Annotated in this window: 16 protein-coding genes; 11 read left to right on the plus strand and 5 right to left on the minus strand. The window is 65.4% G+C overall.

Annotation, left to right across the window (positions count from 1 at the left end):
* Positions 1 to 68 precede the first annotated feature (68 nt).
* Both HKW67_RS20160 and HKW67_RS20165 read left to right on the plus strand, forming a co-directional pair.
* A complete protein-coding gene (locus HKW67_RS20160; protein ID WP_171227101.1) occupies positions 69 to 1,142 on the plus strand; it encodes a GGDEF domain-containing protein in 1,074 nt (357 codons plus the stop codon).
* A complete protein-coding gene (locus HKW67_RS20165) occupies positions 1,139 to 1,570 on the plus strand; it encodes a response regulator (RefSeq protein WP_171227102.1) in 432 nt (143 codons plus the stop codon). The genes HKW67_RS20160 and HKW67_RS20165 overlap by 4 nt, the downstream gene beginning before the upstream one ends.
* A gap of 26 nt (positions 1,571 to 1,596) precedes the next feature.
* Here HKW67_RS20165 and HKW67_RS20170 read toward each other — a convergent pair whose 3' ends face one another.
* Together HKW67_RS20170 and HKW67_RS20175 are read right to left on the minus strand one after the other, a co-directional pair.
* The gene (locus tag HKW67_RS20170; protein ID WP_171227103.1) at positions 1,597 to 3,564 is read right to left on the minus strand and encodes a copper amine oxidase; all 1,968 of its coding nucleotides are present in this window, start codon (positions 3,562 to 3,564) and stop codon (positions 1,597 to 1,599) included.
* 87 nt (positions 3,565 to 3,651) lie between these two features.
* Positions 3,652 to 6,135 (minus strand): PAS domain-containing hybrid sensor histidine kinase/response regulator, encoded by a 2,484-nt coding sequence (locus HKW67_RS20175; protein WP_171227104.1) that lies wholly within the window; start codon positions 6,133 to 6,135, stop codon positions 3,652 to 3,654.
* A 171-nt stretch (positions 6,136 to 6,306) separates the two neighbouring features.
* Between HKW67_RS20175 and HKW67_RS20180 the strand changes: the two genes are divergently transcribed.
* From HKW67_RS20180 to HKW67_RS20200, 5 genes are all read left to right on the plus strand, one after another.
* Positions 6,307 to 7,497 (plus strand): helix-turn-helix domain-containing protein, encoded by a 1,191-nt coding sequence (locus HKW67_RS20180; RefSeq protein WP_171227105.1) that lies wholly within the window; start codon positions 6,307 to 6,309, stop codon positions 7,495 to 7,497.
* 80 nt (positions 7,498 to 7,577) lie between these two features.
* Positions 7,578 to 9,542 (plus strand): S41 family peptidase, encoded by a 1,965-nt coding sequence (locus HKW67_RS20185; protein ID WP_171227106.1) that lies wholly within the window; start codon positions 7,578 to 7,580, stop codon positions 9,540 to 9,542.
* Positions 9,543 to 9,555: 13 nt separating this feature from the next.
* Positions 9,556 to 10,092, plus strand: a complete 537-nt coding sequence (locus HKW67_RS20190; RefSeq protein ID WP_171227107.1) for an ankyrin repeat domain-containing protein — start codon at positions 9,556 to 9,558, stop codon at positions 10,090 to 10,092.
* Between the two features lie 81 nt (positions 10,093 to 10,173).
* Complete coding sequence (locus HKW67_RS20195) at positions 10,174 to 11,964, plus strand: GMC family oxidoreductase (RefSeq protein WP_230981071.1); 1,791 nt, start codon at positions 10,174 to 10,176, stop codon at positions 11,962 to 11,964.
* On the plus strand, positions 11,964 to 12,686 hold the full coding sequence (locus tag HKW67_RS20200; RefSeq protein ID WP_171227109.1) for a gluconate 2-dehydrogenase subunit 3 family protein: 723 nt from the start codon (positions 11,964 to 11,966) through the stop codon (positions 12,684 to 12,686). Before HKW67_RS20195 ends, HKW67_RS20200 begins: the two co-directional genes overlap by 1 nt.
* 19 nt (positions 12,687 to 12,705) lie before the next feature.
* Here the strand turns inward: HKW67_RS20200 and HKW67_RS20205 are convergent, their stop codons facing one another.
* Positions 12,706 to 13,941: an ankyrin repeat domain-containing protein gene (locus HKW67_RS20205; protein WP_171227110.1), complete on the minus strand. Its 1,236-nt coding sequence runs from the start codon at positions 13,939 to 13,941 to the stop codon at positions 12,706 to 12,708.
* A gap of 188 nt (positions 13,942 to 14,129) precedes the next feature.
* Here HKW67_RS20205 and HKW67_RS20210 point away from each other — a divergent pair, with 188 nt between their 5' ends.
* The 3 genes from HKW67_RS20210 (at position 14,130) to HKW67_RS20220 (ending at position 15,870) form a co-directional block, all read left to right on the plus strand.
* Entirely contained in the window at positions 14,130 to 14,582 is a 453-nt protein-coding gene (locus HKW67_RS20210) for a hypothetical protein (protein ID WP_171227111.1), read from the plus strand.
* A gap of 86 nt (positions 14,583 to 14,668) precedes the next feature.
* A complete protein-coding gene (locus HKW67_RS20215; protein ID WP_171227112.1) occupies positions 14,669 to 15,586 on the plus strand; it encodes an SDR family NAD(P)-dependent oxidoreductase in 918 nt (305 codons plus the stop codon).
* Between the two features lie 80 nt (positions 15,587 to 15,666).
* Positions 15,667 to 15,870, plus strand: coding sequence for an RNA-binding protein (locus HKW67_RS20220; protein WP_171227113.1), 204 nt, complete (start codon positions 15,667 to 15,669; stop codon positions 15,868 to 15,870).
* A gap of 21 nt (positions 15,871 to 15,891) precedes the next feature.
* Here HKW67_RS20220 and HKW67_RS20225 read toward each other — a convergent pair whose 3' ends face one another.
* Positions 15,892 to 16,866 carry an SRPBCC family protein gene (locus HKW67_RS20225; protein ID WP_171227114.1) on the minus strand — a complete coding sequence of 325 codons (975 nt, stop codon included), beginning with the start codon at positions 16,864 to 16,866 and terminating at the stop codon, positions 15,892 to 15,894.
* A 2-nt stretch (positions 16,867 to 16,868) separates the two neighbouring features.
* Positions 16,869 to 17,219 carry an ArsR/SmtB family transcription factor gene (locus HKW67_RS20230; RefSeq protein ID WP_171227115.1) on the minus strand — a complete coding sequence of 117 codons (351 nt, stop codon included), beginning with the start codon at positions 17,217 to 17,219 and terminating at the stop codon, positions 16,869 to 16,871.
* A gap of 103 nt (positions 17,220 to 17,322) precedes the next feature.
* On the opposite strand from HKW67_RS20230, the gene HKW67_RS20235 reads away from it, so the two are divergent.
* Positions 17,323 to 18,402 (plus strand): DNA glycosylase AlkZ-like family protein, encoded by a 1,080-nt coding sequence (locus HKW67_RS20235; RefSeq protein WP_171227116.1) that lies wholly within the window; start codon positions 17,323 to 17,325, stop codon positions 18,400 to 18,402.
* Positions 18,403 to 18,425 lie beyond the last annotated feature (23 nt).

Raw genomic sequence — 18,425 nt, forward strand, 5'->3', positions numbered from 1 at the left:
ATAGCCGATGTCGACGTTCGAAGTCGAATGTGACCGGTGCTACCGCATCTTCTGGTTGTGAGTGCTCCATGCACGTCCTTTCCCGTGATCGTAGTTCCTGGCTTGCGCCAGAGCAGCACTTCACGCGCTTGACCGACCCGGCGCGCCTCGCGGCGGTCCGCGCCAGCCAGCTACTGGACGGGGCCACCAACGATGTCCTCGACCGCCTGGCGAGACTGACCACCCGGCTATTGCACGTACCGGTGGCGTTGGTGAGCCTCGTCGATGATCGAGGGCAGCACTTTCCCGGCATGGCGGGCCTTGGTGGTTGGGCAGGGGCGCAACGAGGGACGCCGCTCACACACTCGTTCTGTCAGTACGTGGTGACGAACGGCACGAAGTTGATCGTCGAAGACGCCTCGGTGCATCCGCTCGTCATGGACAATATGGCGTTCGGCGAACTTGGCGTGGTTGCCTACGCTGGCGTCCCGCTCCGAACCTCCGGGGGAGAGAATCTCGGATCGATGTGCGCGATAGACACGGCCCCGGTGCAGTGGACGGTCGATCAGATCGCCACGCTGGAGGATCTCGCCGCCGCCGCAATGGCCGAGATAGAACTCCGTTCGACGCTGCGGGCGCTCACCGCTGCGCAAGAGCGGTTGCAACATCAGGTGGAGCGCGATTCGCTCACGGGTTTGTACAACCGACGTGGATTCAGCGAGCGCGCAAAACATCACTTGGCGTTGGCGCAGCGCACGGCCATGCCATTTTCGGTGCTGGCGCTGGATCTCGATGCGTTCAAGCAGATCAACGATTGCTTCGGGCACGATATCGGTGACGAGGCGCTCGTGGAAATGGCCTCGCTGTTGAGTGAGGCGATCCGTGACAGTGACCTGGCGGCGCGGCTAGGTGGTGACGAGTTCACGTTATTGCTCAGCGGAACGACCGGCCGGGACAGCGACGTGTTCATCGGTCGCTTGCACGCCGCGATTGATGCCGCGAATGCACGTGAGGAGCGCGACTTTGTGTTGTCGTCGAGCATCGGAGTTGCCACATGGTTGCCCGAGGCTCCTCAGAGTTTGGCCACACTGATGCGATCGGCCGACGAAGCGTTGTACGCCGACAAGCGCGCCCGCAAGCTGCATGCGGTGAAGATCGCATGATCGCCCCAGCTGCCACGGTGCGGACCGTCCTCATCGTCGATGACTTTCCGGCGGTGCTCGCGTGGGCTACGCGTGCCTTCGAACGCGATGGATGGAATGTGCTGACCGCCGCTAACGGCACGGAGGCACTCTCGATCTGCCGCGATCAGCAAGAGGCCGGCCGGCCTATTGCGCTGCTCGTGACCGACCTCGACTTGCCGGAATTCGATGGTGTGTATCTCGTGAAATCGATGCGCGCCGTGGAACGCGACGTACCGGTGGTCGCGCTGAGCGCGAACGCGACGATCGCCCGGGAATGGAGTGGTGAAATGCTCGATCGGACGGTGTTCTTCGCCAAGCCGGTGCGCGCATCCCTTCTCGTGGCCGCCGCCAACGGATTGGTCACGCCATCCGTAGACCCGCTCGACAGCTTTTCGCCGAGCGGGTGAGGTTAGCGACGGGGTACGCGATTGCGTCAGCGTTGCCGCGGAATATCCATGGCCGGACTGCGCCCGAAGAAGCCCACCGGCTTGATCGCAAAGCTGTGCCACGCCACCGGCATCACCGGCCAGTCTTCCGGACGCGGCACATGGTGGAAGCCAAGGGTGAGCCAGGTAACCACATCGGTGTTGGCGATGGCGCGATTGGCCGACGTCCATTTCGTGAGTCCGTCACCGGCTACGCTGTTGGTGGGATAATCCCCGCTCGCGTACAGCTCGGCCGGCGCGTACGGTGTCGTCCAGAGCGTGTGGTCCACGAACCCGGCGCGTTGGCGCATGTAGTCGTCGGGACTCATCAGCGACATCGCGCCATGTCCTTCGATTTCGTAGCCCACCGGCCAGCCGAACGCGTTGTTCACCGCCGGATTCACGATACGCCACACCTCCGGCGCATTCATGGCCGACATGCGCATGCCATCCTTCTCGGTCTGCGCCGTGAGCGTGTTCACTGTCCAGATGCTGCGGCGCGGATTCTCCTTGGGCAACGTGGTCGTCTGCAGCTTGTCCACCAGCAAGGAGTTCTGCGTGCCGTCCACATCCATGTCGAGGCGGAACGAGAAGAAGTGGCTGTGGTTCACGCCCACGAGCTTGTTGGCAATCACCCGCCCGTAGTCGTTGTCCTTGGGCGTACCGGTGGCGGCCTTCACCTGGTCCATGCCCGTGGCGCCGAGGTTGACGGTGATCGCGCCGTCTTGGCTCAACACCCAGTCGAACAGATAGTCGTAGTTGCCGGCATTCATGTACATGCGCAGCACGAGGTCGGTGCGCGGGCGTGCTTCGTTCACGCTGCCAGCGGCGCGCGTGTGGCGCCATGCCACGTCGCCGGTGTTGCGCTCGAACAGACAGGCGGTACGCTGACGCTCGCGCGGCGCACCTTTGGCCGTCACTACGTAGCTGTGGAAGTACGTGGCGTAGAGCGGGCACTCCACGCCCGGTTCGAGCGAACTGGCGATGCCACCGAAGGCGAATGGATACGTGCCGAGGTCGAAGTAGCCTTGGTAATTCCACGGATCCGACGGATCCATGTACGGTACGAACAGCTCCGACAACGAGCCCTGATACATCACCGAGCGCTCCTTGCCCCCATCCACGTAGCGCACACGTGAGAGCACGAGCCCGCGGCGCATGTCCATGCGGAAGTGGAACTTCCAATTCTGCCACGCGACTTCGTGTCCATTGAGCGTGTACGTCGCGCCCTTGGGCTGCACCATCTCCACCGCGTTCACGGGCGCGCGCGTGGGGCCGATCTCCTCTGGGGAGTGACCGTCGGGCAGGCCACTGCGCGCGTTGGCCACGTCCACGATGCGCAGCACTTTTTCATTGGTGAGATCCACGACCACCACGAAGCCGCTGAACGACTCACCGTAGCCCGAGATGCGGCCGCGTTCGTCGTCGCAGGTCACGTGCAACACGCGCACGTTGCGCTCTTCGGGCAGATCGAAGTAGCCGTTGTTGGCCGGACCGCACGACACATGCGTGAAGTCCGTCACGCCGCGTTGGCGCAGGGCCGCTTTCACGCGCGGATCCTTCAAGGCCACGCCTTCCGCCGCATCCGATTCCGGTCCGCTGGTCATGAACTGCTTGCCCGGCAGCTGCGTCCACGAGACCAGCTTCTTGCCGGTGATATCCACCACCGCTTCGTAGCCGAACTTGCCCTGCGTGAGATGCACGGTGGCCTCGCGCGTGAGCGGCTGCCCCGGCTGCCAGGCCAGCACCTCGCGCTTGGCCGGCTCCTTGAGCCCCTCGTACAGCAGCCGGAAGGTGGAGTCGAGTTTGCCCGACGCCTGCAACACGTCGTAGATCGCCCAGTGCTCCTTGGCGGAGAGTTGATCGAGCGGATACACAGGGGTCTGCGCCTGCAGTGCGGTCCCGGCGACGCTGCCAGCGACCGCGAGGGCGACACGGGTCGCAACGCGACGCCATGAACGTGAACAGTACTTCAAGGGGGGTCTCCTGATCCGTAGGCGGGCTGAGACGAAACTGCTGCGCCTAAGTTGCCCGTCAGGTCGATAAACGCAATCTCGACGGCCCTAGGCTTCGCCGGGATAGACCCGCTCGACGAGGCCTATCAGTTGATGACCCACGGAGGCTTTCACCGCCACGAACGCGATACCGGCCTCCTCGGCCTCCGCTTCAGCGGTCGCGTCGGCGTCACCGGTCACCATGACGATCGGCATCTCGGCGCGGACCGTCTTCACCGCACGCGCCAACTGGAGCCCGGACATGCCAGGCATCGTGAGATCGGTCACGACGAGATCGAATTCCCCGGGAGCCTGGCGAAAGCGCTCGAGCGCCGATGCCGGATCAGTGAACACTTCCGCGTGATGTCCGGCACGGCTCAAGATCCGTTGCGCGAGCCGTACGAGTTGCGCTTCGTCGTCCACATACATCACACGTCGCGAAATGGTTGACACGGCTGGGGTGGCATCGGCGGTCGACACCTCAACCGCCTTGCCCGATGCAGCCGGCAGGTACAGTCGAAAGGTTGTCCCGGCGCCGGGGGCACTGTTGGCGACCAGCGCGCCACCGTGACTTCGGACGATGCCGTAGGCCATGGACAGGCCAAGGCCGCTCCCTTCGCCGATTGGCTTCGTCGTGAAGAACGCGTCGAACGCGCGGGCCATCGTCGTGGTGTCCATCCCGCGACCGGTGTCGCTCACCGAGATGCGTACATAGTCGCCCACCGCGAGTCCCAACGACTGCGCGTGCTCGGTGTCGAGCGTGATGCCGTCGAGCACGTAGGTGATCGCACCGACTTCACGGTGTCCGATCGCATCGGCGGCATTGGCCGTGAGATTCACGAGTGCTTCGTGCAGTTGGGCCGCGTCGGCATGAACACTCGCCACGGGCTCGCCTGTGCGAAGGTGCAGGGCGATGCCGGCCGGAATTGTGGGTCGCAGGAGCTTCAGGACTTCGTCGATCAACGTCGGCAGCGCGACGTACTCACGATTGGGCGTTTTCGGTCGTGCGAACGTCGTGATGCGGCGGACGATCTCGCTCGCCCGGGCGCTCGCGCGCGTGATTTCGGTGACGGCATCGGCGGCCGCGTGGTGCGCGCCGATATCCAACGCCGCGAGCTCTGCGTTTCCGCGGATGGCGAGGATGATATTGTTGAAGTCGTGCGCAATACCGGCGGCGAGGGTGCCCAGCGACTCCAGCTGGCGCGACCGCAAGAGCGTCTCGGTGGCGCGCTTCCGGGCCGAGATATCGGTGCAGTTGAGCTGCACGGCAGTGGCGCCCTCAAAGGTGATGGGGGTGCACTGGACGCTGACTTCGAGCGTCTCTCCGTCCACGCGCACGAATCGCAGCTCGGTCATGCGACCGGCCACGTCAGCAGACGGCGTGGCCGCCGTGTACTGCAGGAGCGCATCGCGGTCCTCCGGATGCACGAATTGGGTTAGCGACATCCCGACGACATCGTCAAGTCCATGCGCACCGAGCAAGGCCGTCGCCGCCGCGTTGCCGTAGAGGACGATGCCGCCACGTTGGACCAGAATGGCCACGGGTGAGAGCTCGACCAAGGTGCGATACTGTCGCTCGCTTTGGCGCAGGGCGATCAGCACCTGCATCTGGTCCGAAATGTCCGTGTGCGTTCCGGTCATGCGAACGGGCCGCTGCTGCGCATCCCACTCCACGACCTTGGCGATCGAGCGAATCCAGACGCTGCCTCCCGTGCGCGTCCGCATGCGATACTCCATCTGACGCGTGTCGCCGGTCCGCAGGCACTCCTCGAACAGCCCCAGCACCGCCGCGCGATCGTCGAGGTGAATGCTGTTCATCCACGTCGACTGGCTCATATTCGGCTCGTGCGGATCGGCGCCCATGATGCGCGCGAAGTGCGCGCTAGTCATCACCGCACCCGTGCGAAGATCGAGATCGAACCAGCCCTGGCGCGTCGCCTCCATACTGAGGCGGAGTCGCTCCTCGGTCTGCCGAATGGTGGCCTCGACCTGTTCGCGCTCCCGCAGCTGCTGCGCTAATTCGGTCGCCGCGCTCACGGCGACGGTGCGCGAGTAGTGGACGGCGAATCCGATCAGTGCCAGCGCGAAGCTCATCGCGAGCCCGTGAAACACGCTGATCGGCCGATTCAACGAGACCATGATCCCGTGCATTTCGGCGTACACCAGCGAGCCGACCAGCACGATATTCGCGACGAGCGCGGCGATCAGCACGCGCGGACCGTGGAAGATGCCCGCCACGACTACGGCGCCGATGAAGCAGAGGTAGCCGATCGAGCGAATGGAGCCGTATCCGACCACCATCAACGCGCCGGACCCGATCAACGATAGGATCAGGACCGTCGATGCCGTGCGCACACGGCCCACGGCCACGGCTGACAAGGCGACCAGTGCCGCACCGAGGAGCACGACCGGGCCGGCCAGCTCGATGCCGCCGAGACTCCGCCCGGCCGCCAGCAGCACCGCCAACAGTGCGAGTGGCATACCGACCAGAATCGGCCACAGCACTTTGCGCGCGCCACCCGACGGGTGTTCGGGGAGCAGTAGATCAGGCATAACGGCACATCACTCGGCAGACGTTGGAGGCGAAGAGACGGCCCCCGTCGGCCAATACACAATATAGACGCACGAGCCAGCGATGAGGGCACGCGCACACCCGCGCGCGCTTGATATGCACCTCGTCCGTCTACATTGCCTCTCGGCTCCTTCTACGCCATTCCAGTCAGCATGATCTCCTTCGGCCGCAACAGCATCCTCCTCAGCATCGGCACGGCGCACGCGCTCGTGCTTGCGGGCCTGTTGTTGCGCGCACCGGTGAACCGCACGGCGAATCGGCTGCTCGCCGCGCTGCTCACGATTGTCGCGTTTCGGGTGCTGCCGTACATCATCGGCTTCGCGGGCTTCTACGACACGTGGCCATGGCTCTCGTTCATGCCGTACGAGTGGTCGCTGGCGATCGGCGCGGTGATCTGGTTGTACATCCACGTGATCTGCACCGGCGCACTTCCGACCCGGTGGGCGTGGCACTTCGTGCCCGCGGCCCTGCAGGGGGCGTACTACAGCACGATCTTCGTGCAACCGCTGGCATTCAAGAACCACTGGAATACGGTCGCGCATGTGCCGTACATCGTGCCGATCGAAACGACGTGGTCCTTCGTGGCGCTCGTCATCTACGTGGCCCTCGCCTGGCGTACGCACGCGCGCTATCAGCACTGGCTCGATACGGCCCTCTCCAACCGCGAGGAGTTCCGGCTCGACTGGCCCCGACGCTTCCTGATCGCCTGTAGCGTGACCGTCGCGCTCTGGGTGGCGCACAGTCTGTACGAAGCCGCCGTCGGCGGTCTCACCTACTTCGACCGCCTGCCGCTCTACCTTTGGTTCTCGGTCCTGGTGTACGGCCTCGGACTCGGCGGTCTCCGCAGCGCCCGTCTCGCGTATCCGCGGCCGGACGCAGTGGCCGAGCCAGAGCTGCCGGTGGTGCTCGCGCCGGCGACCGAGGCGGCCACCGAGGCGGCTACCGAGGCGGTGGCCGTCCTGCCGAAGACCGAACGGCCGGCCGATTGGCGCGACATGGGTGAGCGCTTCGACGCCGAGGTACGCGCCGGTTGCTGGTGGCGAGACCCGGAACTCACGGCCCCGAGGCTCGCCCGTCTGCTGGCCACGAACACCACCTATCTCTCCCGCGCCCTCAATGATGGGCTCGGCGTCAACTTCAACGAGTTCATCAATCGGATCCGAGTCGACGCGGTGCAAGCCGAATTGCGCACCGCGAGCGCCGATCGCGACATCCTCACGATCGCGCTGGACGCTGGCTTCAACTCCAAGGCGTCGTTCAACCGCGTCTTCAAACGCGTCGCATCGGTCACTCCGACCGAATTCAAGCGCTTGGCCGATGCCGTGACGTCTCAAACTCCATAAATCCGCGCAGTTCGTGTGTTTCGCGACGCGATGGGCCCGCGGTTTGGGGAGATTCGCGTCGTCCCCATACCGGAGTTTGCATGTCGTTCGTGTCCTTCAGGTCAGCGCTGTCCCGCTCGCTTGCCCTCGCCGCCGTCGCCGCGACCGTCGCCGTTTCTCCCGCGCCGGCGCAGTCCGCGCCGAGAGCAGCCCAGCTCGACACCCAGGCCTACGTGCCGCGCACGCTCGCGACGGCCGACCTGGTCGCCGACCTCGCGCTGTTGCGTCGCGCCCTGAGCGAGGTGCATGCCGGCTGGGATCGGTACACGCCGCGAAAGGTCATCGATTCCGCGTTCGCACGTCTGGAACGCCGCGCTGCGCAGCCCATGACCGACATGGACTTTTACCATGACGTCGCGCTGTTGCTCGCGCAGCTCCGTTGCGATCACACCAAGGCCGAGCTGCCGCGGTCGATTTATCAGTATCGCACGACCCAGCCCACGTTTCTGCCGGTACGCGTGCGGATGCTTGGCGACCGGATCTTCGTGGTGACCGGGTCCGGACTGGAGCGCGGTACCGAGATCCGCGCCATCAACGGCATTGCGTCCAAGGACGTGGTCGCGCGCCTCTCCCGCTACGTGGCCGTTGACGGCTTCACCGACTTCGCGCGCACCGCCCGCCTCGAGTCGGACGGGGACCTCATGGGCAACGACCTGGATCACTACTGGCCGTTCGAGTTCGGATTCGCCCGTTCATGGACTCTGACCCTCGTGAACGCAGCGGGTGCCACGAGCACGATCACCCGCGCCCCGATCACCTACGCGGCGTGGCAGGCGCTCGGCGACGCGCAGCCGGCCGATTTTCGCACGGGCACCGCGTGGCGCGCGCTCGATGATTCGACCGCGTTGCTCACGGTGCGCAGCTTTGTGAACTATCGCACGCCGGTCGCCGTCGATTCGCTCTATGCGAGCGTGTTCAATGCTATCCGTGCGCGCGGTGTGACACAGCTGGTGGTCGATCTGCGCGACAATGGTGGTGGCTCCGACGACGCGGCGTGGGGCCTCGTGCGTCATCTCATCTCGGCACCTCTGGTTCCGCTCAAGGCGGTCCGTCGGCGCACGATCAACGTGGCGCCGGAGTTGCGCACGGCGTTCGAGACGTGGAGCGATCCGTCGGCGCTCTTCGCGCCCGACGCATTGGCGTTCACCCGTCGCGACGACGGCTGGTACGCCGAGCGGTTCGCGACGCCGACGCTCGACCCGGCGCCGGGCGCGTTCTCCGGTCGCATTTCCGTGCTGACGAGCCGCCGCAACAGCTCGGCGACGACCATGTTGTTGGCCGTGCTGCAGCAGGCCGGCGCGCGTAGCGGCCGCCTTCGCCTGGTTGGTGAGGAGACGGGAGGAAGCGCCGAGGGGCCGACGGCGGGACAGATTCTGTTTCTGCGGTTGCCGGCGAGTGGTGTGCGCGTGCGCATTCCCCTCAAGCGGACCGACGTGAACGTGCCGTTCGTCGCCGGCATGGGCGTGTTCCCCGATATCGATGCGACGGAGACGATCGATGACCTGCGGGCCAATCGCGATCGCGCGCTGCTCATGGCCCAGTCGACGCCGTGGGCGGGCGACGCTGGTGCACTGCTCGCACGCACGACGGGACTGATGCGCGGCAGTCTTGTCTATCGCGACTACGGCACGGGGCGCATGGTGACACTGCCCACCGTGCAGCATGTGGCGCCGATCGGCGGCAGCGATGCGTTTCGCGTGCGCACGGTCTACGACGACGGCCCGGGCAAGACGATCTACTCGACTGACGTGGTGCGTGTCGACGGCGATCGGGTGATCGAGGGCGCGCCGGGCGGCGTACAGGATACGCTGACGATTGCGTCACGGCGCGAAACAGCCGAGGGTCTGGAATTGGTGCTGCTGGGCCGAGGCATGGACAACAACAAGCCGGTCGAGTTTCGATACACGTGGACCTTGGGAACGGCGACGGTGCGTAAGTTGAAGGAGTTCCGTGTGCCTGGCGCGACGACGTGGGAGTACCGGCATGTATACGCCTTTTCACGATGAGGCCTCGTCTGCGATGAGCACCCGAGAGGCATGGACGTTCGACGCGGTGCTCCGCGGCCTGCTGAACGGTGACTGCACGGCGCTGACGCCGGTCTTTGTCACGACGCATGGCGACGCGCACTCCAGTGCGATCGTGCGGTGGGTGAGCGCAGGGGCGTTCGCGTCCGAGCCGCAGGCGCTCACCGAAGCGCTCACCACGGCCTGCTGGCTGGGGGAGCTCGAAGTCGCACGCTACTTGCTCGACCTCGGCGTCGATCCCGAGGCCGGCACCGGCACGGGTATGAATGCGCTGCACTGGGCGGCGAATCGTGGACAGCTGGCGGTGGTGGAGCTGCTGCTTTCTCGGGGCGTGCCGTTGGAGACCCTGAGCCGGTACGGCGGCACCCCGCTCGCGACCGCGGAGTGGTCGGCGCGGAACGAACCACGTCCGGACCACCGGCGCATCATCGCCGCGTTGCTTCGCGCCGGCGCTGACCCGCGTGCGATCGCGCTGCCGACCGGTGACGACGAGATCGATGCGATGCTGCGAGTCGCCCTCGGCCACGCCTGACGCGTTTCATGTCTCCGCGATAGCTTGGCATGTGGTGCATCGATGCACCCCCCGCCTCCCGCCCGCAGTGGAGTGTTCCGCGTGTACTCCCGTCGTTCCAAAGTTGCGCCGCAGTACGATGTCATCGTCGTTGGCTCCGGCGCCGGCGGTGGAATGGCCGCCTATCAGCTGTCGGTGCAGGGGCTCAAGGTGCTGCTCCTCGAAGCGGGGCGTGATTACGACCCGGTTACCGAAACGCCTATGTTCCAGACGCCCAAAGACGCGCCGCTGCGCGGCAGTGGCAATGCGGACAAGCCGTTCGGTTTCTACGATGCCACGGTCGATGGCGGCTGGCGCGTACCGGGCGAGCCGTTCACGACGGCGCCGGGCAGCCAGTTCAGCTGGTGGCGCTCCCGCATGCTGGGAGGGCGCACCAACCACTGGGGCCGCATCTCGCTGCGCATGGGCCCGTACGACTTTAAGCCCAAGTCGCGCGACGGACTCGGTGCCGACTGGCCGATGACGTACGACACGATGGCGCCGTACTACGACAAGACGGAACTGCTCATCGGCGTGTACGGCGGTGACGATGATCTCGAGAACACTCCGCGATCCTCACCCGGTGTGTTGCAGCCGCCGCCAGCCGCGCGCTCGTACGAGCTGCTGGCCAAACAGGCGTGTGATCCGCTCAAAATTCCCGTGATCCCCGCGCACCGCGCCGTGCTCACACAGCGACAGGACTCGGCCCGCCTCCCGGCCAAGCTGCACCCCGGCAATGCGCTGGCCCAGCGCGTGCTGCGGCAGAGCATGAACGAGCGCATGGCCTGCTTCTACGCCACCGACTGCGGCCGCGGTTGCTCGATCAAGGCGAACTTCCAGAGCACCACGGTGTTGCTGCCGCCGGCGATGGCCACCGGCAACGTCACGTTGATTACCGACGCGATGGTGCGCGAAGTGACCATCGATGCGCAAGGCAAGGCGAGCGGCGTGCATTACATCGACAAGCTCACGCGCGTCGATCATCACGTCACGGCCAAGGTGGTGGTGCTGGCGGCGAGCGCGTGCGAAACGTCGCGCATCATGCTGAATTCCAAGAGCACGATGTTCCCGAACGGCATCGCCAACAGTAGTGGCGTGGTCGGCAAGTATCTCATGGATACCGTGGGCGCCGGACTCTCGGCGCAGATTCCTCGACTGGAAGGACTGCCGCCGGTGAATGAAGACGGTACCGCCGGCATCCACATGTACATGCCGTGGTGGAAGTACGGTGATCAGAAGGCCGGCAAGATGTCGTTTGCGCGCGGCTATCACATCGAATTCGGCGGCGGACGCGGCATGCCCGGGCCCGGCATCTTCGGTGGGCTCGAGAGTTTCACGCAGGGGGCGTACGGCAAGAAGTTCAAGGAAGAAGCCCGTCGCTACTACGGTTCGTTCATGTACTTCGACGGCCGTGGCGAGATGATCCCGAACGAGGACTCATACTGCGAGATCGATCCGGTGGCGGTGGACCAGTGGGGTATTCCGGTGCTGCGCTTCCACTGGAAGTGGTCGGAGCATGAGATCCAGCAGGCGGCGCATATGCACAAGACGTTCGCCGAGATCATCGACAAGATGGGCGGAACGGTGCAGGGCACGGTGCAGACCGATGGCAACAAGGCGATCGCGGCCGGTGGTTCGATCATCCACGAAGTGGGCACCGTGCGCATGGGCAGCGATCCGAAAACGTCGGTGCTCAACGAGTTCGGTCAGTCATGGGACGTGAAGAACCTGTACGTCACCGACGGCGCCACGTTCGTGTCGAACGCCGACAAGAACCCCACGTTGTCGATCCTCGCGCTCGCGTGGCGCAGCTGCGATCACATCGTGGAAGAACTGAAGCGGGGGAATCTCTGATGCGCGACGACGTGAACGAAGAGACGAACGACACCGCGAACGACGAGCCGAAGCCGGCCGGGCAGGGCATGACGCGCCGCGATACGCTGAAGGCGATGGCGGCGGCCGCGATGGTGCCGATGCTACCCGCGCCGTCGTCGGCGGCACCGGTCGCGCCGGTGCCGCGTGCACCGCTGCCGATGCTCGACGAAGCGAGCCAAGCCAAGCGCAAAGGCCCGCGCGGAACGCCGAGCGACCCGGTGCTGCAGGTGGCCAAGGCCGACTGGCCGATGCGCCTGCAGTTACGCGAGATGACCACGCTCGGCGCGCTGTGCGACATGATCATCCCCGCCGACGCCAAGAGCCCCTCGGCGTCGGCGGTCGGTGCGCCGGCGTACATCAACGAGTGGGCCAGTCGGCCCGGCGGTGATGCCTCGCTCGTGCGCGTGCGCGGCGGACTGGCCTGGCTCGATCGGGAAGCGAACACGCGTTTCGGCAAGCGCTTCCATCTGGCCACCACCGCGCAGCGCACCGCGATCTGCGACGACATCTGCTATCTGCCGAAGGCGAAGCCCGAGCACCAGTTTGCCGCGCAGTTCTTCGACACCATCCGCGATCAGACGGCGACCGCGTTCTACACCACGCCGCAGGGGTGGAAAGACCTCGGCTACATCGGCAACGTGGCGATCCCGAAATTCGAGGGGCCGAACGCGGAGATTCGTCGGAAGATCGGGCTGGAGTGAGTGTCCTGCGGCGCGCAGCTCACTCCTCCGCGCCGCACTCCAACAACAACCGTTCCACCGACGCAAAGTTGCCGTCGCGCGGGCCGTGCTCGGCCCCGTGGCGGCACCATCCCAATGGCGTGCCCTGATGATGCGCATCCCGCTGCGCGATCAATGCGAGGCCTGCGGGTGTCCCGAGCAAGACGGCCACGGTTTCCGCCGACCCCCGCCACGCCGCACAATGCAACGCGGTGCCGGAATCGTGTCCCGGCGTGGCCGGGTCGAAGCCCAGCTCCAGCATGAGTGCGACCGCCGGTGCGTCGCCGTCCCAGGCGGCATCGGCAATGGCCCGATGGTCCCGCGCGTCGAGTGACGCCACCACGTGCGGGTGTTCGCGCACCAGCGCTCGCGCTGCTTCGACATCGGTGCGGCGACAGGCGAAGCGCAGCAGCTGCACCGGCGTGGCGAACGATCGCATCGCGGTGAGTGTGTCGTCGTGCCCGAACTGCGCGGCGACCTCCAACGGCGAGCGGTTGCTTCCGATCGTCCAGAAGTACATGTGAAAGCTGCTCGGTGGCATTTCGGCATAGGCGCCGCGAGCGGTCTGCTCACTCAACAGCGAGGGACGCGCTTGCAGCAACGCGACGGCGCGATCCGTCAGCCCGAGCGCCGCTGTCATGAAGATGTCGGCGTGGGCACCGCGCTCCACGAGATACTGCGCCAGCGCGTAACGTCCCGCATCGCGCGAGCGATCGAGCATCCATTCGGCCGGCGTGGCGCGGTGATCCACGTCGCGCGCATCGATGTCAGCGCCCGCGCGCAGCAGCAGATCGATCACGCCGCGCGAACGCGCAAAGTGCAGCGGCGTTTGTCCATCACCTCCGCGCTCATGCACGCACGCTGGGTCGGCGCCGATCATCGAGGCGAGCAGATCCGCATCGTCGAGATGGGCCGCTGCGCAGGCGTCGGGAATGGCACCCGCCGCGAGCAGTCGTTCGGCGGCCGCACCGGTGGCCACATGCAGCGCGTGGAATGGGCCAGCCCACCACGCGCTGCGCGCGTTGGGATCGGCCCCGAACTCGAGCAGCACCTCCAGCATCGCCAGGTTGTTGGCGTTCGCGACGATGGCCGGCGCGTCGAACGGAAATGCCGGCGCGTTGATCATCGGACGGAACTCCGCGTGTTGAGCGAAGAGTGATCGCACGGCGTCGGCGTCGCATCGCTGCATCGCGTCGTGCATCTGTTGCATGGGAGACAATGGCTGCTGGGTCGTCATGTCGAATGCAGTCGGGGAACGCCTCGTGAGGGCACATGCGGACCGCCTACGGTAGCGTCATGCAGCAGCAGGCGAAAGTATGCTCGCCGGGTGTTGATTGGCACGCGCCGTGCGTGCAATCGCTGTGCGTGCTATCGCCGTTCGTCGACTCGAGTCGACCTACGACCCGTCATCATCGGCCCCCGCACATGACAGACACTCCCGAAGCGCAGGCCATTCCTGGCGAACCACCGTTCAAGGACGGCGCGCTCTCGTTCGGCGCCTTCTATCCCAAGAACTATCTGCTCGCCGTATTCGCGGACGGTCCGACGGCAAGAACGGCCGCCGAGCATGTGCACGGCCAAGGCTTCGCCGCCGACGAGGTGATCGTCGCTTCCGGAGCGGACGTGTTGGCACATGAGCGGGACGTCGAGGCCGAGAAGGGCCTCTTCGCGAAGCTCGGTGAACAACTGTCCAAGCTGTACACGGATGAGTCCGCAGATGCGAAGACTCTGCTGCGTCTGGCGGCACAAGGCGCGGCGTTCGTCCTCGTCTACGCGCCGGAGGATGCCCAGACCACGAAGGCAGCGGAGAGTCTTCGCACTTTTCGGCCATCCGTCATGCGCAAGTACGGCACGTTGGCCATCGCCGAGTTGACCTGATCCCACGGTCATGCCGGTCGTAAGCCGCTCTGCTCCGGCTCGTGCTGATGACGTAGATTAAGCAGTCCTCGGCCCTGACCACGGTTATGCACACGCCCATCCGCACTCTCTTCGGCTTCTCCTCCACGGCCGATGACGTCATGCACGGGGTCGACCTCACGGGGAAGCGCGCTCTCGTGACCGGCGGGGCCTCTGGAATTGGCATCGAGACGGTGCGCGTGCTGGCACGCGCGGGTGCTGAGGTCGTCGTCGCGGTCCGTCGCGTCGAGGTGGGGGAAGCGGTGGCGTCCGAGATTCGGTCGTCAACGGGAAACCCTCGAGTGCATGTGGCACCGCTGGATCTTTCCGACCTGCGCTCCGTGCACGCCTTCGCCGCGGGGTGGAGTGGTCCTCTCCACATTCTCGTGAACAACGCCGGCGTGATGGCGATTCCGACGCTGGAGCGGACTTCGCAGGGGTGGGAGATGCAGTTCGCCACCAACTTTCTTGGACATTTCGCGCTGACTCAGGGCCTCTTCCCTGCGATGGCCAGCGCAGGCGGGGCACGAATCGTGTCGGTGAGTTCGAGCGGAAACCTGATCGCGCCCGTGCTGTTCGATGATCTGCACTTCGACTTCATGCCCTATGATCCGTTCGTCGCATACGGGCAATCCAAGTCGGCGTGCGCGCTGCTGGCCGTAGAGGCCACACGTCGGTGGTCCGATCATGGCATCTTCGCGAATGCCCTCAATCCGGGGGCGATCGCGACCAATCTGCAGAAGCACACCGGTGGCCTGAGAACACCGATCGAGCGACAGAAGTCCGTGGCGCAAGGCGCCGCGACGTCTATCCTGTTAGCCGCCCATCCGATGCTCGAAGGCATCGGCGGTCGCTACTTCGAAGATTGCAACGAAGCCGCCACGGTCACTCGGCGACCCGCCGACTATAGCGGCGTCGCACACTACGCGATGAACGCGCACAATGCGCAGCGACTGTGGGAGATCGCCGCGCAGCTTGTGCTGTGAAAGTCCGGGCGCCCGTGGTGACCCCCTCTTCTACTATCACGAGCGAGCGACAGCCTCACATACCGAATCGAGAGAAGCCCATGCACGAGAAATCGGTGAAGGACCTCACGGACGGTGCATCCTGTTCGGTCGTGGGTGGGACGCACGCCGGGAAATCGGGTATCGTCCGCGACATCAACACGAGCAAGACCGGACACGTGACGATTACGGTCGTTCAAGCCAACGGCGAACGCTTCAAGACGCTGGCCAAGAACGTCGTCGTCGCCGGCCACCATGGCAGTTAACGACAGCCGCCTCGCCCTTCGCTATCCCGCCAGCACCTCTCGCTCCAACCGCGCATAGCTCGCTTCCATGCCGGTCGTCATGCCCGTGGCCAGGATCATGTCGCGCAGTTCCTTGGTGGGGTACGTGATCACGAGGCTGAGCAGCGTGCCGCCATCGACGGCCGTGAGCGTGAGTTCGTTGCGTGTGGACGGACCGGGCGCGCCGATCATGCGCTCGGTCGTCACGGCGCGGTGCGGCGCAGCGCTTTCCAACAGCTCACCTTCAAAACCGAAACGCTGCGCGCCGTCGGCCGAGGCCCACTCGTAGCGATAGCGGTCGCCCACCTGCTGCGCGATCTCGCACACGGGCATCGTCCAGCCGTCGGGGCCAAGTAACCAGCGCTGCATGAGCGCGGGCTCGTTATGTGCACGCCACACCTGGCTCACGCTGCCGCGAATCACGCGGCTCACGCGCGCTTGGCGATCGTTGAGGAGTTGTGCGTCGGTCGCCCGTCCGATCGCGAATGAGGCGAGATCGGCCAGTGTCGCGTCGATCTGACTCATCGCCGACTTCATCCCCTCCATCATGCCCATCTGCACCAGCTGCTCCATCGACTCGACGGAGGTGAAGAACGTCGTGCTCCGAAAGCGCGAACCGGTATCGGTCGACTCGAACGCGAAGATCATACGCATGGTGGGCATCGCGGTGTTCGGCACACCGTGTTCGTCGGCGAAGCCGTCTTCCACTTCAAACGAGCGGTACGGCTCGACCGACAGGAACCGGAACCATCCGCGCGACTGCGTACCGTCGGGGCCGGTCATGTAGTAGTTCGAGTAGCCTCCGACGGCCATGTCGTGACGCGTGAAGGTCGCCGGCCACTGCACCGGACCCCAGAAGCGCTCGAGCTGGCGCGGGTCGGCATACGCGTCCCACAGCCGGGTCACAGACACGGGATAGTCGGCGATGACGGTGAGCGTCAGGTCCTGTGCGTTGGAGATCACGTCGGTGATGGGCATCGCTATTCCCGGGTGGGGTTGGGAGTGGAGAGGACGTCGTCGAGCTGACTGAAGCGGGAGATCCAGAGTTGTTCGAGCTGGAGCAGCAGGGCGCGCGCCTGCGCAATGCGCTCAGGGTTGCTGCGCACGATCCGCTCCCGGCCCCGCGATTCTTTGCTCACGAGTCCAGCCTCCTCCAGCACGGCCACGTGCTTTTGCACGGCCGCAAAGGACATGTCGTAGCGCTGTGCGAGAGTGGTGACGGAGGCCGGCTCGCCGCCAAGCAGACGGGCCACGATGTCGCGTCGGGTCGTGTCGGCGAGCGCGCGGAAGATTTGGTCGAGCTCAGGGTCGGAAAGAGAACGTGCAACCATATGGTTGTATGTTATGGCGGAAGGATTCGGCGCGCAAGTCCGCCTCCCGGCACGCCGCTTACGGCTTGCTTGCGCACCGTTCGCTCCAGAGCTTCCCCGTACCATGCCACCCGATATCGATCGGCTGCGACAGTTCGCGCTCCGCCGACAGTTTCCGCACCCTACGACCCTTGGCCGGGCGATCGCCCGCCTCGGTTTTGTTCAGGCCGACCCAATCCGTGCGCCCGCCCGCGCGCAGGATCTGACATTACGCCATCGTGTGACGCGATATCGCGCCGGTGATCTCGAGCAGCGCTACGCCAAGCTCGGTATCGAAGAAGACTTCTTCGTGAACTACGGGTTCGTCACGCGCGAGCTCCACGCGCTGATGCATCCGCGCATGCCTCGCACGCCGTGGTCCGCTGCCGAACGCCGACGTGCCGACAGCATCCTCGCCTTTGTGCGGGAGTCCGGCGTCGTGCATCCGCGCGATGTGGATGCGCAGTTCTCCCACGGCAAGGCGCTCAACTGGTTCGGCGGCCAATCGAACATCTCCACGCAGTTGCTCGACGCGATGCACTATCGTGGTCTCGTGCGTGTGGCTCGCCGCGAGGGCGGCACGCGACTGTATGCCGTGCGGGAACAGACGCCGGTGCCAGAGAACAGCGTGGCCGCGATGGACGCGCTGGTGGATGTGATTGTCGCCAAGTACGCGCCGCTCACCGGCAGTATGCTGAGTAAACTCGTGCAGCGACTGCGCCATGGCGCACCACAGTGGACGAGCGCGCGTGCGGCGGCGGTGGTGCGGGCGAAACAGCGACTGCCCCACGTGACCGTTGACGGGCATACCTGGTTCTGGCCCGTTGGCGAAGTGCCGCCGGTGCGCCGCGTGATTCCACGCGATACTGTACGATTGCTCGCCCCGTTCGATCCGTTCGTGTGGGACCGCGCGCGCTTCGAGCACTTCAACGGCTGGGCCTATCGATTCGAGGCCTACACGCCAGCACCGAAGCGCGTCCGCGGCTATTACGCTCTGCCGCTGTCGTGGCGCGATCGCGTCATCGGATGGGCGAACCTGAGCGTGCGCGACGGGCGCCTGGTGCCAGACATCGGCTATGTGGCAGGACGGGCGCCGAATGATGCAGTGTTTCGGCGTGCGCTCGACGAAGAGCTGGCGGCCTTCACGGGCTTCATGGGTCTTTAGGCGCTACACTTCCTTGACTCCTC

Source organism: Gemmatimonas groenlandica (assembly GCF_013004105.1).
GTDB lineage: Bacteria > Gemmatimonadota > Gemmatimonadetes > Gemmatimonadales > Gemmatimonadaceae > Gemmatimonas > Gemmatimonas groenlandica.

Coding starts and splice junctions, on each gene's coding strand:
- HKW67_RS20230 (WP_171227115.1), bottom strand. CDS start 17,219: ATGGTTGCACGTTCTCTTTCCGACCCTGAGCTCGACCAAATCTTCCGC.
- HKW67_RS20220 (WP_171227113.1), top strand. CDS start 15,667: ATGCACGAGAAATCGGTGAAGGACCTCACGGACGGTGCATCCTGTTCG.
- HKW67_RS20235 (WP_171227116.1), top strand. CDS start 17,323: ATGCCACCCGATATCGATCGGCTGCGACAGTTCGCGCTCCGCCGACAG.
- HKW67_RS20180 (WP_171227105.1), top strand. CDS start 6,307: ATGATCTCCTTCGGCCGCAACAGCATCCTCCTCAGCATCGGCACGGCG.
- HKW67_RS20185 (WP_171227106.1), top strand. CDS start 7,578: ATGTCGTTCGTGTCCTTCAGGTCAGCGCTGTCCCGCTCGCTTGCCCTC.
- HKW67_RS20175 (WP_171227104.1), bottom strand. CDS start 6,135: ATGCCTGATCTACTGCTCCCCGAACACCCGTCGGGTGGCGCGCGCAAA.
- HKW67_RS20210 (WP_171227111.1), top strand. CDS start 14,130: ATGACAGACACTCCCGAAGCGCAGGCCATTCCTGGCGAACCACCGTTC.
- HKW67_RS20200 (WP_171227109.1), top strand. CDS start 11,964: ATGCGCGACGACGTGAACGAAGAGACGAACGACACCGCGAACGACGAG.
- HKW67_RS20165 (WP_171227102.1), top strand. CDS start 1,139: ATGATCGCCCCAGCTGCCACGGTGCGGACCGTCCTCATCGTCGATGAC.
- HKW67_RS20225 (WP_171227114.1), bottom strand. CDS start 16,866: ATGCCCATCACCGACGTGATCTCCAACGCACAGGACCTGACGCTCACC.
- HKW67_RS20205 (WP_171227110.1), bottom strand. CDS start 13,941: ATGACGACCCAGCAGCCATTGTCTCCCATGCAACAGATGCACGACGCG.
- HKW67_RS20215 (WP_171227112.1), top strand. CDS start 14,669: ATGCACACGCCCATCCGCACTCTCTTCGGCTTCTCCTCCACGGCCGAT.
- HKW67_RS20160 (WP_171227101.1), top strand. CDS start 69: ATGCACGTCCTTTCCCGTGATCGTAGTTCCTGGCTTGCGCCAGAGCAG.
- HKW67_RS20190 (WP_171227107.1), top strand. CDS start 9,556: ATGAGCACCCGAGAGGCATGGACGTTCGACGCGGTGCTCCGCGGCCTG.